Annotated in this window: 13 protein-coding genes and 1 riboswitch; of the genes, 9 read left to right on the top strand and 4 right to left on the bottom strand. The window is 72.1% G+C overall.

Features of this window, described 5'->3' with window-relative positions; translation table 11 throughout:
- Positions 1-136: 136 nt before the first annotated feature.
- From lhgO to ACFWZH_RS32490, 4 genes are all read left to right on the top strand, one after another.
- On the top strand, positions 137-1,348 hold the full coding sequence (gene lhgO / locus ACFWZH_RS32505) for an L-2-hydroxyglutarate oxidase (RefSeq protein ID WP_384439480.1): 1,212 nt from the start codon (positions 137-139) through the stop codon (positions 1,346-1,348).
- 70 nt (positions 1,349-1,418) lie between these two features.
- Complete coding sequence (gene trmB / locus ACFWZH_RS32500) at positions 1,419-2,297, top strand: tRNA (guanosine(46)-N7)-methyltransferase TrmB (RefSeq protein ID WP_384439477.1); 879 nt, start codon at positions 1,419-1,421, stop codon at positions 2,295-2,297.
- A 28-nt stretch (positions 2,298-2,325) separates the two neighbouring features.
- Complete coding sequence (locus ACFWZH_RS32495) at positions 2,326-3,666, top strand: PrsW family intramembrane metalloprotease (protein ID WP_384439473.1); 1,341 nt, start codon at positions 2,326-2,328, stop codon at positions 3,664-3,666.
- Positions 3,667-3,751: 85 nt separating this feature from the next.
- Positions 3,752-4,057: a hypothetical protein gene (locus tag ACFWZH_RS32490; RefSeq protein WP_384439470.1), complete on the top strand. Its 306-nt coding sequence runs from the start codon at positions 3,752-3,754 to the stop codon at positions 4,055-4,057.
- Between the two features lie 92 nt (positions 4,058-4,149).
- On the opposite strand, the gene ACFWZH_RS32485 is transcribed toward ACFWZH_RS32490, so the two are convergent.
- Positions 4,150-5,109: an aldo/keto reductase gene (locus ACFWZH_RS32485; protein WP_384439467.1), complete on the bottom strand. Its 960-nt coding sequence runs from the start codon at positions 5,107-5,109 to the stop codon at positions 4,150-4,152.
- Between the two features lie 116 nt (positions 5,110-5,225).
- Positions 5,226-6,371 carry a M23 family metallopeptidase gene (locus ACFWZH_RS32480; RefSeq protein WP_384439464.1) on the bottom strand — a complete coding sequence of 382 codons (1,146 nt, stop codon included), beginning with the start codon at positions 6,369-6,371 and terminating at the stop codon, positions 5,226-5,228.
- An 11-nt stretch (positions 6,372-6,382) separates the two neighbouring features.
- Positions 6,383-6,527, bottom strand: a riboswitch (cyclic di-AMP (ydaO/yuaA leader).
- Positions 6,528-6,818: 291 nt separating this feature from the next.
- On the opposite strand from ACFWZH_RS32480, the gene ACFWZH_RS32475 reads away from it, so the two are divergent.
- The gene (locus ACFWZH_RS32475; protein ID WP_384439461.1) at positions 6,819-7,973 is read left to right on the top strand and encodes a DUF2332 domain-containing protein; all 1,155 of its coding nucleotides are present in this window, start codon (positions 6,819-6,821) and stop codon (positions 7,971-7,973) included.
- An 82-nt stretch (positions 7,974-8,055) separates the two neighbouring features.
- On the opposite strand, the gene ACFWZH_RS32470 is transcribed toward ACFWZH_RS32475, so the two are convergent.
- Positions 8,056-9,198 carry a PP2C family protein-serine/threonine phosphatase gene (locus tag ACFWZH_RS32470; RefSeq protein ID WP_384439458.1) on the bottom strand — a complete coding sequence of 381 codons (1,143 nt, stop codon included), beginning with the start codon at positions 9,196-9,198 and terminating at the stop codon, positions 8,056-8,058.
- A gap of 209 nt (positions 9,199-9,407) precedes the next feature.
- Here ACFWZH_RS32470 and ACFWZH_RS32465 point away from each other — a divergent pair, with 209 nt between their 5' ends.
- From ACFWZH_RS32465 to ACFWZH_RS32450, 4 genes are all read left to right on the top strand, one after another.
- A complete protein-coding gene (locus ACFWZH_RS32465; protein ID WP_384439456.1) occupies positions 9,408-10,394 on the top strand; it encodes a helix-turn-helix domain-containing protein in 987 nt (328 codons plus the stop codon).
- Between the two features lie 381 nt (positions 10,395-10,775).
- The gene (locus tag ACFWZH_RS32460) at positions 10,776-12,068 is read left to right on the top strand and encodes a peptidoglycan-binding protein (protein WP_384439454.1); all 1,293 of its coding nucleotides are present in this window, start codon (positions 10,776-10,778) and stop codon (positions 12,066-12,068) included.
- A gap of 2 nt (positions 12,069-12,070) precedes the next feature.
- Positions 12,071-12,814 (top strand): peptidoglycan DD-metalloendopeptidase family protein, encoded by a 744-nt coding sequence (locus ACFWZH_RS32455; protein ID WP_384439451.1) that lies wholly within the window; start codon positions 12,071-12,073, stop codon positions 12,812-12,814.
- 12 nt (positions 12,815-12,826) lie between these two features.
- Entirely contained in the window at positions 12,827-13,705 is an 879-nt protein-coding gene (locus ACFWZH_RS32450; RefSeq protein WP_384439448.1) for a hypothetical protein, read from the top strand.
- Between the two features lie 110 nt (positions 13,706-13,815).
- Here the strand turns inward: ACFWZH_RS32450 and ACFWZH_RS32445 are convergent, their stop codons facing one another.
- Positions 13,816-14,604, bottom strand: a complete 789-nt coding sequence (locus tag ACFWZH_RS32445; protein ID WP_384439445.1) for a calcium-binding protein — start codon at positions 14,602-14,604, stop codon at positions 13,816-13,818.
- Positions 14,605-14,832: the final 228 nt, after the last annotated feature.

The following is a 14,832-nucleotide window of genomic DNA, read 5'->3' as shown; positions in this document are numbered from 1 at the left end:
GCCGCGGGCGGGCCCGGCGGCCACGGCCCGAACGGCGCTGTCAGTGCCGACCGTCATGATGGGATACGTCGGCGGCGAATGACGCGTGGGTCCGCGGCGACGGTCGGGCCTGCGGTCATGCGGTTGGGGAGGTGCAGTGGCGGCGAACGACTGCGATGTGCTGGTGATCGGTGCGGGCATCATCGGTCTCTCTACGGCCCATGCGATCACGCGTGCCGCGCCGGGCACGCGGGTCGTGGTCCTGGAGAAGGAGCCCGGTCCGGCCCGCCATCAGACCGGGCGCAACAGCGGCGTGATCCACAGCGGCATCTACTACCCGCCCGGCTCGCTCAAGGCCCGCTTCGCCCTGCAGGGCTCGGCGGAGATGGTGAAGTTCTGCACCGAACACGACATTCCGCACGAGGTCACCGGCAAGCTGATCGTCGCCACGGACCGCAGTGAGCTGCCGCGGCTGCACGGCCTGATCCAGCGCGGCCGCGAGCACGGCCTGCCGGTGCGCGAGCTGGGCCCCGCACAGATAGCGGAGTACGAACCCGAGGTGCGCGGCCTGGCCGCCATCCATGTCGGCACGACCGGCGTCTGCGACTTCGGCGCCGTCGCCCGCCGCTTCGCCGCGCTCGCCACGGACGCCGGCGCCCGGATCGTCTACGGCGCGGAGGTGACCACGATCGGCCGCCGCCCGGGGCGGGTGGCGGTCCGTACCGCCGACGGCACGGTCCACCGGGCCCGCGCCCTGGTGAACTGCGCCGGGCTGCACTGCGACCGGATCGCCCGGCTGGCGGGCGACGCCCCGGGCATGCGGATCGTCCCGTTCCGCGGCGAGTACTTCACGCTCGCCCCGGAGCGCGCCGCCCTCGTTCGCGGCCTGGTCTACCCGGTCCCCGACCCCGCCTTCCCCTTCCTGGGCGTCCATCTGACCCGCGGCATCGACGGCGCCGTCCACATCGGCCCGAACGCCGTCCCCGCCCTGGCCCGCGAGGGCTACGACTGGCGCACGGTCCGCCCCGGCGAGCTGGCCGGCACCCTGGCCTACCCCGGCTCCTGGCGGATAGCCCGCCGCCACTGGCGCTACGGCGCCGGCGAGCTGCACCGCTCGCTGTCCCGGCACGCCTTCGCCGACGCGGTCCGCCGCCTCCTGCCGGCCGCCCGCGAGGAGGACCTGCTCCCCGCGCCGGCCGGCGTCCGCGCCCAGGCCGTCCTGCCCGACGGCACCCTCGTCGACGACTTCCTCTTCAGCGAGTCCCCGGGCATGATCCACGTCCTCAACGCCCCCTCCCCCGCGGCCACGGCCTCCCTGCCCATCGGCAGGGAGGTGGCGCGCAGGGCGCTGGGGGTGCTGGGCGGATGAGCGGGTGACCGGCGTCCCTCCCGTCGGCGATTCCCGCCCGCCGCGCCACCATCCGTAGAATCGACACACTGTGTCCGAGAACCCCGTCACCCCTGAAGCCACCCCGCTGGAAGCCGGCGCCGCCGAAGCAGGCGCTCCGCAGGCCCCCGCGCAGGCATCCGCCGCTCACGAAGCCCGCAGCCTCGGCGCCACGGCCGTCTCCGCCGCCAGCCCCCGGCGCGGTGCGCCGATGTTCCCCGACGGGACCGGTCCCGCGGCCGACCCCGCGGGGTCGCATCACGAGCGGCGGATCCGTTCCTTCCAGCCCCGTCGCAGCCGTGTCTCGCCCAGCCAGGCCGATGCGCTGCGCCGCCTGTGGCCCCGGTGGGGAAGGGACATCGACGGGCTCTCCCGTATCGATCTCGACGAGTTCTTCGGCGGACTGCCGGTCGTCCTGGAGATCGGCTTCGGAATGGGCGAGGCCACGGCGCAGATGGCCGCCGCCGACCCGGCCACCGGCATCCTCGGCTGCGATGTGCACACCCCGGGACAGGGCAATCTGCTCGGGCTCGCGGAGCGGAACGGCCTGTCCAACGTCCGGGTGGCCAACGGCGACGCGATCATCCTGCTGCGCGAGATGCTCGCTCCCGGCTCCCTCGCCGGTCTGCGCGTCTTCTTCCCCGACCCGTGGCCCAAGAAGCGCCACCACAAGCGCCGCCTCGTCCAGCCGGAGTTCATCGCGCTGGCGACCACCCGGCTCAGGCCCGGCGCCCTGGTCCACTGCGCGACCGACTGGGAGCCGTACGCCGAGCAGATGCTGGAGGTCCTCTCCGCGGAGCCGACGCTTGAGAACCTCTACTCCGGCTATGCGCCGCGTCCGGACTTCCGGCCCCTGACCAAGTTCGAGGGCCAGGGGCTGGACAAGGGGCACGTCGTCCACGACCTGCTCTTCCGCCGCCTCGGCGAGTAGGGCGCACGTCCCTGGTTAGGGTCGACGGGTGTACTCGTCCCAGCCGTCCCCGCGCCCGCACCGCCCGCCGGCCCCTCCCCCGTACACACCCCATACGCCGTACCCGCCCCACGCCCACCGGCCCGATGCCTCCGGCGCGGCCGCCGCACACGGGCCCCTCCGCCCGCGCCGCCGTACACCGCCCTGGCACAGCAGGACCATCCGCGCCGTCGCGCTGACCTCCCTGCTGGCGCTCTCCGGCGTGATCATCATCGGCATGGTCCGCCAGGAGACCGGCACCGAGGGCTTCCTCGTCGGCCTCGGCCTGGCCGTCTTCCCCGTACCGCTCCTGATCGCGGCGTTCTGCTGGCTCGACCGCATCGAGCCCGAGCCCTGGCGCAACCTCGCGTTCGCCTTCACCTGGGGCGCCTGCGCCGCCACGTTGGTCGCGCTGCTGGCCAACGGCTTCGCCACCGACTGGCTGGCCGCCAATATCGCCTCGACGTCCCCCACCGAGGCCGAGGCCTGGGGCGCGACGGTGATCGCCCCGGTCGTCGAGGAGCTGGTCAAGGCCGCCGCCGTCCTCCTGCTCTACCGCTTCCGACGGCACGACTTCGACGGCATCACCGACGGCATCGTCATCGCCGGCATCACCGCCACCGGCTTCGCCTTCACCGAGAACGTCCTCTATCTGGGCAACGCCTTCGGTCAGGACCAGTCCATGGGCCACTCCGGCCTGGACTCACTCACCGCCGGCACCTTCTTCGTCCGCATCGTCGTCTCCCCCTTCGCGCACCCGCTGTTCACCATCCTCACGGGCCTGGCCTTCGGCATCGCCGCCACCCGCTACCCCCGCCGCCGCCCCGCCCGTATCGCCCTCGCCGCACTGGGCCTGCTGACCGCCGTCCTCCTGCACGCCATCTGGAACGCCGCCTCCACGCTGGGCGACCTCGGATTCCTGGTCGTCTACGGGCTCTTCATGGTCCCCGTCCTCCTCGCCCTGACCTGGCTGGCCGTCTGGACCCGCGGCCAGGAACTGCTCTCCCTGCGCGGCTACCTCGCCCCTTACATCACCGCCGGCTGGCTCGCCCCCACCGAACCCACCGCCCTGTCCTCCCTCACGACCCGCGCCCTCGCCCGCGACCTGGCCCACCGCGCCCAGGGCCCCGCCGCCGCCCGCGCCGTCACCGAGTACACCGCCCTCGCCACCGCCCTCTCCTTCCACCGCCGCCGCGCCCACCTCACCGGCCCCACCCCCGACTTCACCACCCGCGAACGACACCTCCTGGAGCACCTGCGGCACTACCAGCCGTGGGGGCGCCCGGCCCTGACGTGCGCGCTGGGACAGAGGGACGGGGACAGCGGGCCGGGCGCACCGGCGGACGCGTAGGCGCGGCTGTCACCCCGATCGCCACCCCCGCGAGGAACGCCCGCGCGTAGGCTCGGGGGAGTTGACCTGGATCGGGAGGATTGTGATGGCCGGCGTACCGACGAGTGTGGTTGCGGCGAGTGGGCTGTTGGGCGGCTACGGCGTGGCCCGGTGGACCAAGAAGCGGCCCCTGGGTGGGGTGGCGCTCGCGGCGGCGGGGGCCGTGGCGGCCAAGGGGTGGCAGGAGAAGGCCGGGGCCAAGACCGCGGCGGCGTTGAGTGGGGCGTATGTGGCGGCCTTCGTGGGGTCGCATCCGCTGGCGAAGAAGATCGGGGCCTGGCCTTCGGTGTTCGCGGTCGCGGGCGGGGTCGCGCTGGCGTCGTGGGCGGTGGTCGACCGTCGGGGGAAGTGAGGCCGGCGACCGGCGCGGGCGCGAGGCGGGGTCGGGGCGGGGTCGGGGCATCGTGCGTGCCCCGGCCCCGCCCCGTCCACGCCGTGGGTGGATCAGGCCGAAGCCTCGGTCAGGAGGGTGAGTTCGGGCTCCGTGAGGGTCAGGTCGGCGACGGCCAGGAGGGGCGCCAGCTGGCTGACCGTACGGGCGCTGGCGAGGGGCGCCGCGACGGTGGGCTGGGCGGCCAGCCAGGCGAGGGCGACGGTGGCGACTTCGGCCTCGTGCGCGGCGGCGACCGTGTCGAGGGCCTGAAGGACGCGCAGCCCGCGGTCGGTGGCCAGGTGCTGGCCGGCCTTTGCGGAGCGGGCGCTGGCGACATCGGTGCCCGGGCGGTACTTGCCGGTGAGGAAGCCGGAGGCAAGGGCCCAGTACGGGATGGCGGCCACGCCCTCGCGGGCCGCCACGTCGGCGAGTTCGCCCTCGTAGGTGTCGCGGGAGACCAGGTTGTAGTGCGGCTGGAGGGCGACGTAACGGGCCACGCCCTCGCGGGCGGAGAAGGCCAGGGACTCCGCCAGGCGCCGCGCGGAGATGTTGGAGGCGGCGATCTCACGGACCTTGCCGGCCTGGACGAGCTCGTCGAGGGTGCCGATGATCTCCGAGACCTCGACCGATTCGTCGTCGTAGTGGGTGTAGTAGAGGTCGATGTAGTCGGTGCGCAGACGGGTGAGGGACTCGTCGACCGCGGACTTGATGGTGGCCGGGCTCAGGCCCTTGTAGTCGGGGTGGGCGCCGACCTTGGTGGCGACGACGACCTCGGAGCGATTGCCGCGGGAGGCCATCCAGTTGCCGATGACGGTCTCGGATTCGCCGCCCTTGTTGCCGGGCACCCAGGCCGAATAGGCGTCGGCGGTGTCGATGAAGTTGCCACCGCCTGCCGCATACGCGTCGAGCACGGCGAACGACTCGGCCTCGTCGGCCGTCCAGCCGAAGACGTTGCCCCCGAGGGCGAGCGGGGAGACGGCGAGCGAGCCGAGGTTCCGGCGGTTTTGGGGGGTGGGGTGTGTCGAGGTCATACGTGGTTGCAGCGTGGTGAGGGAGGGAGTTATTCCGCGGGAGGAGTGGCCTCCCGCGGCGCGCTCGGGCCGCCTTTCGGCAGGCCCTCAGGCGCGTCTCCCTGCGGGCCGGGCCGTCAGACGTTCACGCCGTGGTCGCGCAGCCACGGCATCGGGTCTATCGGGTCGCCGGCGCCGGGGCGTACCTCCAGGTGGAGGTGGGGACCGGTGACGTTGCCGGTGGCGCCGACGCGGCCGATGACATCGCCGGTGTTGACCTTGCCCGAGGTCTTCACCATCGAGGACAGATGGCAGAACCACAGCTCGGTGCCGTCGTCGAGGGTGAGGACGATGCGGTAGCCGTACGAACCGGCCCAGCCGGCCTGGGTGATGGTGCCGGAGTGCACCGCCTTGACGGGCGTACCGGTCGGTGCGGCGAAGTCCTGGCCCGTGTGGTCGGCGGCCCAGCGGTCGCCGGCCTGACCGAAGCTGGCGGTGAGGGTGTAGGAGGAGACGGGGGCGATGAAGCTCTTCGCCAGTTGGGCCAGGCGCTCGGCCTCCGCCTTCCGGCGCGCCTCCTCCTCGGCCTTGCGCTTGGCCTCCAGCTCTGCCGCCTTCTTGGCCGCCGCGGCCTTGTCCGCCGCGTCCTGGGCCGTCTTCTGGGCCGCGGACGCTTCCGTCGCCGCCTGCTTGATGGCGGCGCCCTCGGCCGCTTCGCGGGCCTGCTCCTCGGCGGCACCCTGCTGCGCGTCGGCCTGCTGGAGGATGCGGCTGCGCAGCGCCTCGCCGGCGTTGCCGCCCGTACCGGTCGTGCCGGTCTGGGTGACCTGGGAGAGCGGACCGGCGGCGACGGTGTCGGCAAAGTCGCCTCCGGAGTCCGCCGCGGCGGAGTCGGAGTCGGATATGAGGCCGCCGAGCCCCGGGAGGGACTCGGCATCCGGAAGGCTGTCGGAGATGTCGTGGGCCATGCCGCCGATGTCGGGCATGGATATCGGGACCGGCGGACGGTCCTCGGCGGTGGCCATGCCACCCGCGCCGACCGCCGCGATGACGCCGACACCCAGGACCGTGCCACTACGGGCGAGTCCGCCGCCGCGCTGCTTGGCCACCCGGTGCTTGCCACGGGCCGGTCGGAGCGACTCCTCGGTGGGATTCCACTCCTCCCACGGGCCGTCGCCGTCGATGCCCGCCATGCCCTGCGGATCACCCGGGCCTTCGAAGGCGCCTCGGTCGTCGAGTCGGTATGCGGGCGAAGCCTCGGGGGCAGGCCTGTTGGACGCCACGGGGGCGCACTCCTTTCCTTCCTTCTCGCCTACCGGGTTAGCTGACGGGTTCGGAGCAGGAAGGTCTCCTACGGGCCACTCTGGCGGAGGCGCCCGATTCACCCCAAGGTGGTGGTTCCCCGGTTCCCTTGGTGCAGTTCGAAGTGCTGGAGATGCGTGAAAAGCGCGTGCGGGATTCGGCGTCGGCGCGCGGTGCCGCCTCTTGCGACGGCTGGGACGACCGCGCTGCGTTATCGGACAGTAATAGAAGTCGCGACTGTTTTCCAAGCCTTCCCGGGAACCCTTATTCGTTCCGCATGAGGTTTGGCCTGGACTTTTTCGGTCACCATGCCCACAAAACGGGCGAGTTGCCCCTGCACCTCTAAACGATCTCGCGCTGATTGTGCGTCAGTCGTTATGCGGAGGGGCGCCCCCCAGTTACGGAACGTGAGGGCGTAACGTCGGATCATGGTCGTCAACGTCGAGAGCGCGGGGAGCACCGTGAGCTCCGGAAACGTCAAGGGCGGTATCGGCCGGAGCGCGGCGGCGGATGTGGCGGAGCGCTACCGGGAGTTCTCGTGGCGGGAGGCTCGGGGACGGTCCGACGCCCATGCGGAGCTGACCGCGCGGATCAGCCAGGACCCGGAGTTCTGCGATCTGCTGTCGGGGTCGCTGCCGGCCGGCAACAAGCAGCAGCCGAACCTCCTGCTCGCCGCCGTCCGCCAGCTCGACGGCCCGCACGCGGAGCAGGGCCCGCGCGGCGAGGCCGCGTACGGTCGCTGGCGCGAGTGGACGGTCCGGCACTGGGACGAGGTCCGCGCGGTGATCATGCAGCGCGCCACCCAGACCAACGAGCCGGCCCGCTGCGCCACGCTGCTGCCGCTGCTCGCCCGTCTGCCGCAGCCGCTGGCGCTGCTGGAGGTCGGCGCGTCGGCCGGGCTGTGTCTGCATCCCGACAGCTACCGGTACCGGTACGAGTCCGCCACCGGGTACGCGGGGCAGCCCGCGGGCGGCCCGCGGACCGTCGAGGTGGGGGCGCCGGACGGCCCGGTGGTGTTCGGCTGCCGTACGGACTGGGCGCCCGAGGAACTGCCCGGCCGGCTGCCGGAGATCGTCTGGCGGGCCGGAATCGATCTGAACCCGCTCGACCCCGTGGGCGCACCGGACGATCTGCGCTGGCTGCAGTCGCTCGTCTGGCCGGGCGAGGGCGAGCGCGCGGCGCGGCTCTTTGCCGCCGTCGAGGCCGTACGGGCGGCGCCGCGGCCGCGGATCGTACCCGGCGATCTGATCGACGAGCTGCCCGCGCTGGCCGCCGCGGCACCGCCCGAGGCGACGCTGGTCGTCTTCCACAGCGCGGTGCTGAGCTACCTTCCGCCCGCTCGCCGCGAGGAGTTCGCGCGCCTCGTGCGGTCGCTGCTCGACGGGCGTCCCGGCGGTGGGCACTGGATCTCCAACGAGCACCACTCGGTCCTGCCGTGGATCACCGCGCCGGAGCACCTCTCCGGGCGCCCGGAGGACGGACGGCTGACCCTCGCCCTGGACGGGCGGCCTCTCGCGCTCACCGGCCCGCACGGCGAGAGCCTGCACCGACTTCCGGGCACGGAACCCGGGACGAGGACGTAGGCGCAAGCGGCACAGCGGGGCGGGGCGGCCCCGTCCGTGCCCGGCCCCGCCCGATCGGCGGCCCGGTGCTCCTCGCCCCGCCCTACTCCCCCATGGGCCGCTGCACCGCCAGCAGGGCCATGTCGTCCGCCGACGCCCCGCCCGTATGCAGTGCCACATCCTCGACGAGGGTGTCCAGGAGGGCGTCCGGACCGGGGAAGCGGCGGCCCCGCAGCCGGTTCGAGGGGTTGTAGAAACGGCCGCGGAAGTCGCGGGCCTCGGTCATGCCGTCGGTGAAGAACAGCAGCAGCGAGCCGGCCGGCAGGAACGTCTCGTCCGACCGGTCGGGCCAGCTCGCCACCTCGCTCATCCCCAGGGGCAGCGCCGGCGCCGCGGGGGCCAGCTCGCGCAGCCCGCCGTCCGGGGTGAGCATCAGGGGAGCCGGGTGGCCGCGGTTGAGGACCCGCAGTACGGGCCGCCCGTTGGCGGGGATCTCGGCCAGCACGGCAGTGGTGAACCCCTCGAACCGGTCCAGCCCTCCGCGCCGCCTGCCCTCCCGCTGCAGCGCCCGCTCCAGCCGGCCGGCCACCGCCTCCAGGGTGGCCTCCTGCTCCGCCGCCTCCCGGAAGGCGCCGATGACGACCACCGCGGCCTCCACCGCCTCCAGGCCCTTGCCGCGCACATCGCCGACGATCAGCCGCACGCCGTGCGGGGTGTCCTGCACCGCGTAGAGGTCGCCGCCGATCCCGGAGTCCGCCCGCGCGCCCACGTAGCGGGCGGCGATCGCGAGCCCGGCCAGCCGCTCGGGCGGCAGCGGCAGTACGGCGCGCTGGGCGGCCTCCGAGACGTCCCGTACGGACGCCAGATGGGCATCGCTGGTCCGTACGACCCGGTTGATGCCCAGCGCCAGCAGGGCGACGACGAAGACCGTGGCGATCTCCGTCACCGACTCGTGGTAGTTCGGGGCGGCGCTGCGGTACGTCACGCCCCAGACCTCGCCGGCCATGGCGGCCACGGCCGTGCCGGCGGTGGCCGCCAGCGACAGGAGCGGCGCCGCGACCAGCGGCGCGGCGGAGAAGAAGGGGGAGGCGGTGTAGCTGGGCGGTGTCCCCAGGTCGAAGGCGAGGCCGGCGGCGATCAGCAGGGCGGGGAGCCAGCGCGCCAGGCGCCGCACCGGCGGGGGCATCCGCTCGCGGCGCGCCCGCCGCTCCCCGTCGCCCGTAGGGGGCCCGTCGACCTGCCGCATCCGCACCGGCCTCTTCCGCTCCCGCCCGTCTTCCGTACGAGCAGCGTCGTGTCGGCCGCCTCGACTCCCCAAGGGTTGCCGGTAGGGGGGCCCATGGCGAGTCGTCGGGGGCCGGACGGGTCACGGGCCGGGCCACGGCAAAGACGTTCATCAGACGCTTATCCGGGTCCGTGATCATCCCCTTGGGCGTGCAGCTTGGAGGGGGAAACATGCTGAACGAGACGGTTTTCCGGAGTGAGGACGTGCCGGCGGCGGACCGGTTGTCCTACTGGGCGGAGCGCATGGAGCAGACCCATGCTCCGATCCATCTGAGCAGCGACCACGCCCACGACTTCCGGGCCGTCCAGCGCGTGCTGGACCTCGGCGCCGTGTCCGTGTGGCCGGCCACGGTCCCGCAGGTGGTGATGCGGCGCACACCGCGGCTGATCCGGCAGTCCGACCCGGAGCTCTACCACCTCTCCTTCGTCGTGGCCGGGACGGGGACCGGCAGGTGGGGCGACCACGAGGTCGTGTACCGGCCGTCCGACCTGGTCATCAACGATTCCTCGCTGCCGTGGGAGATCCGCGGCGGCAGGGCCTCGGTCACCACGGTGGGGGCGGAGATCCCCAAGGCGCTGCTGCCCCTGCCGCGCGGCGGGGCCCGTCGAACGGTCCCACGGCGCCTGCCGACCCGGTCGGGGATCGGCGCGCTGCTGGCGCAGTTCCTCCTCCGGCTGAGCGCGGACACCACCCCCTACCAGCCCTCCGACGGCCCCCGGCTGGGCACGGTCCTGACCGACCTGGTCACCGCGCTCCTCGCCCACACCCTCGAAACCGACAGCGCCCTCCCACCGGACACCCGCCGGCGGACCCTCATGCTGCGCATCAAGCGCTTCATCCAGGAGCACCTGCACGACCCCGGTCTCTCCCCGGCCGTGATCGCCGCCGCCCACCACATCTCCCTCAGCTACCTGCACCGCCTCTTCCAGCACGAAGAGGCCACCGTGGCCGCCTGGATCCGCCGCAGGCGACTGGAGGCCGCCTGCCGCGACCTCACCGACCCGGCGCTGCACTCCACCCCCGTCCACGCCATCGCCACCCGCCGGGGCTTCTCCTGCGCGGCCGACTTCAGCCGCGCCTTCCGCAATGCGTACGGCACTCCGCCGAAGGACTACCGGCGCCATGCACTGGTTGCCGGTAAGTCGACTGCTGGTTAAGGAACTTGTGCATCAGGCGCTAACGACAACCTCACCGGATTCCCGGACGCTTGACTCGCACCGGTTCGACGAACAGCTGCGTCGAACCCGTGCTGTAGGGGGATGTGAGGGTGCACGTCGACACTGTCCGGCGATGCGCCGGGACGTGGAGTTCCGGGCGGCGCCGGGCACGCGGAAAGCCGACCGTCTTCGTCAACGGAGGAGACGAAGGCGGCCCCGTCCGCGGCCGACGGCGAACTTCCCGATGAGGTCAGGGGACTTCGCTCGCCGGGGTCGCCCCCCGCACCCCTTTCCCCCTATGTCCCATCGCGGCTCTCCGCGCCCAAAGGGGCGGAAATCATGCAGCCGCGAACGCCGACTTTTTCCGATGGGGGAACGGTAATGACGACGCCGAAGTGGCGAAAGCTGGTCGATCACGTCCAGAGCATCAAGGAGGGCGTCTACGAGACGAACGTGGACGGGGAGTACAACAACCGGACGCGGTTCGGGAAGCAGTACGGCATGGACGGTGAGCCGTGGTGCGTCATGTTCGACTGGGACATGTACGCCGACGTGGGCCTGGAAGAGTTCGTGCCGCACATCGCCAACGTCAACGGGTTCACCGAGTGGGCCAAGCAGCGTGACCAGTGGTCCGAGTACCCGTCGGTCGGGGCGTGGGTCAACCTCCACGACGGTGGCCACACGGAGCTCGTGGTCGGCTTCGACGAGACGTACGTGTACACCAAGGGCGGCAACACCGTGGAAGCGGGCGCCACGGACGCCGACCAGGGAAACGGCGTGTACGCGCACAAGACCGAGCGGAAGAGCGCGAGCATCGTCGGGTACTTCGCGCCCAAGTTCCCCGGCGACGAGTGCCCGCCGACCGCCGATCCGCACGACCACCGGGGCGGGGCGGCGCGCAAGGAGTGGCGCTGGAAGGGGCACCGGCTCCCCCACGAGGACCACAAGGTGAAGGCTTCCGAGGTCGTCTACGGGGCGCGGAACGTCTCCATACGGATCGTGCAGGCCGCTCTGAAGGCGGAGGTCGGGCTCGACTACAGCTCGGCGCCGGGGACGTTCGGCCCCCGGACCAAGGCCGCGGTGGCCGCGTTCCAGCGCGAGCTCGGCTTCACCGGCGCGGACGCGGACGGCGTCTTCGGCCGCCACTCGCTCGTCGAGCTCGGCAAGCGGCACAAGTTCAGGGTGTACGGGCTGGACTTCTTCGACCGCAAGCGGGACGACGACGGCAAGCCGGGGACCGGGCGCATCGCCATCCCCCTGGACTCGGTGGAGTACAAGCACGTGCCGGACGGGAGCGCGTCGAGGGCGGCGAAGGAGGCCTGCCACATCCTCAAGGTCCCCGAGACCCACTGGGTGGAGGGCATCATGACCGCGGCCAAGCGGGAGTCGACCTACCGTTTCAACGCGGTCAACACCTACGACGCGAACGCCCACGGGCCCGAGCAGAGCGACGGGCACCCGCAGAGCTGCACACGCGGACTGCTGCAGGTCATGCCGGAGACCTTCGCCGAGAACCACCAGCCCGGAACCTCGCACAACGTCTACGACGGCGTGGCCAACATCTGCGCGGCCATGAACTACGTGATGGTCAGGTACGGCGTGTACCGCGACGGCTCCAACCTCGCCGGCAGGGTCCAGCAGTTCGACCCGAGCCGGCCTCCGAAGGGCTACTGAGCATGCCCGGCATCGGAGACATATTCGACAGTGTGGCCGGCAGTGTGGCCGAGTTGTTCACGGGAGAGCCGAGCGTGCAGCGAGCAGAAGTGGTGTCCCTGTCCGACGTCCACCCCGGCGCGAGGAACGGCAGCGTCCTGACCGTGCAGGAGGCACTGAAGAAGGCCGTGGGCCTCGACTACTCCTCCGCACCGGGAACCTTCGGCCCGCGCACCAAGGAGGCCTACGCCCGGTGGCAGCGCCACCTCGGATTCACCGGCAGCGCGGCCGACGGCGTTCCCGGGAGGACGTCCCTCAAGAAGCTCGGAGCCGAGTACGGCTTCAAGGTACGGGAGGGCGACGGAGGTTCGGCGGGCGGCCGGGTCGGCTCACCGGTGCCCGGACACGGCATCAACTATGCGTACGGCGTGCCGAACGCCAGGTACCAGGCGGGGTATCACACCGGGGACGACTACGCGGCACCGGAGAGAACGCCGGTCGTCGCCGTCCGGGACGGCACCGTGAAGTGGTCGGACGGCCGGGGCGGTGCCTACGGCAACTGGATCGGCCTGCAGGCGGACAACGGCCGCGTCTACGTCTACTGCCACCTGTCCTGGCGAGACGTGCACCCCGGCCAGAAGGTCAAGGCCGGCCAGCGGCTCGGCAGGGTCGGGTCCACCGGCAACGTCACCGGTCCGCACCTGCACTTCGAGGACCACCCCGCGGGTCCGTTCCGCTACGGCCACGACCGCAAGCCGGCCTGGTGAGCGGGGAGAAGCATGCCCGACACCACCACCGCCTCGTCCCGCACCGGCCGGCTGCTCGCCGCGCCCCTGGCCCTGGCCCTCTCCGTCGGTTCGCTGACGGCCTGTGGCACCACCGACGACGGCCCACGCGCCGACGGCACCCGGCCGTCGGCCGCCACGAGCCCGTCCGTCACGAACCCGTCCGCCTCAGGTCCGTCGGCTCCGGGCACGCCGTCGGTCCCAGCCGCCGGGAAGACGGCCGGGACCGGGCCCACCACCCCTGCGGGTGCGTCCTCGTCACCGGCCGCCGGCCGTGACCCGGACGACCCGGACGACCGCCTCCACCAGTGGATGGAGTCCGGCTCCATCCCGATGAACGCGTCGTACCACTGGCCGATGCTGGACACCTCGGCCCGCCTCGCCGACGGCGAGAAGTTCCTCTTCGAGGAGCACTGCGGGTCGCGGCGCACGCCCGAGACGGATTCCCTGGCGCGCGCCGCATGGATCGAGAAGGCCCGTCCGGGCAGGAACGACGGGGACCAGAACTGGCTGGCCCAGGAGACCATCGCCGCACACAGGAAGGACGGGGAACGCCAGGCGTCCGCCATGTTCAGGGGCCTGGTCAGGGAACTTCGGGCGTGCGCGGCCGCGGACACCTCGGTGACGTACACCACGCAGGACTCCCGGCATGTGGCCGCGACCCTCGTCCTCGACAAGGACGCGCCCCGCCCCACCACGCTGCACGAGTACCTCGCGGTGGTGGGCGACAACGTGCTCGAACTCGGGCTGTGGGTGACGCCCTACCACCAGGACGGCGGCAACAAGCCCGACGTCGCCTGGCCCGGCCCGCCCGACGCCGACGTCTTCCGGGCGATGACCACGCCGGTGTGCCCGCAAGGGAAGCGGTGCTGACGGCCATCCGAGGAAACGCCCCTGGCTCTGTCGCAGAGCCAGGGGCGTTTCGTGGGGCGCCGTGGAAGACGTCGTGCGGCGGGCGCGAGGGCCGGCGGCGGACGTGGGGGTTACTGCACGTCCACGAAGTCGCCGGTGGCCTTGACGGCCGGGGTGGTGGAGGTGCCGGCGAAGTTCCAGCGCCAGTAGCCGTCCTCCGAGGCGGTGACCGTGGTCGTCAGGTCGCCGGTGCTGGAGGTGTTCACCGTCTTGACCGTGGTGTAGGTGGTGGTGCCCGCCTTGCGGAACTGGAGCCTGACGGGCTGGTTGGTGTAGCCGCGGTGGTCGAGGGTGTCCCAGTTGGCCCGGGTGAGCTTGCCGGTGACCTTGAGGGGCTGGCCCTTGGCGGCCGGCTCCGGGCTCGCGTTCACGGTCAGTTGGGCCTGCCGCTGCAGACGGGTCGTGGTGTAGTCCGCCAGCTGGGTCCCGCTGTCGTCGTTGGCCACCCCCTGCACGCTGACCTTCCAGATGCCGGCGTCGGCGTTCGTGAGGTTCCAGTCCGGCTGGAGGGTGAACGTCTGCGAGCAGGTGGAGGTGGTGGCGCTGGAGGCGACGCAGTCCGCATGGACGTAGTACTCGTTCGAGATGATGCGGTCGTCGTAGGTCTGGTAGGGGTTCGCGCCGTCCGGTCCGCGCCACAGGACGAAGTCCGCGTCCTGGATGCCGGACGGGTGGGTGAAGGTCCCTTCCACCGTGATCGTCTTGTCGTAGACGTCGACCACGACGTTCTTGCCACCGTCGAGGACGACGTTGCTTATCTGGACGTCCCCCTCGCTCTCGCCTGCGTAGGCACCGGGGATGACGACTCCGGCCAGCGCGGTGACGGCGGTGAGCACGGCAAAGGCAGCGCGCTTGCGCATGTATCTCCTTCACGGAGTGAACAGAGGCCCCGCCGGACGGGCGCGGCATGTAGTTGAAGCGCAAATCTTAAGGCTCGCCGCACAGTCCGATATCCGTCCCCGCCGGGTCGGCATTTGTCCGCACAGACGGGACGTACCGATCGGCCGGGTAACGCGACAGCCGCCCGTGGCGCAGAACTGCATACGGTGCGCCTGTCGCTCCGAACGCGATCACGGCCAGGGTGACTC

The organism is Streptomyces sp. NPDC059008, assembly GCF_042749045.1.
Lineage (GTDB): Bacteria > Actinomycetota > Actinomycetes > Streptomycetales > Streptomycetaceae > Streptomyces.
The sequence above is the reverse complement of the archived record's forward strand: the minus strand, read 5'-3'. Positions and strand labels throughout refer to the sequence as shown.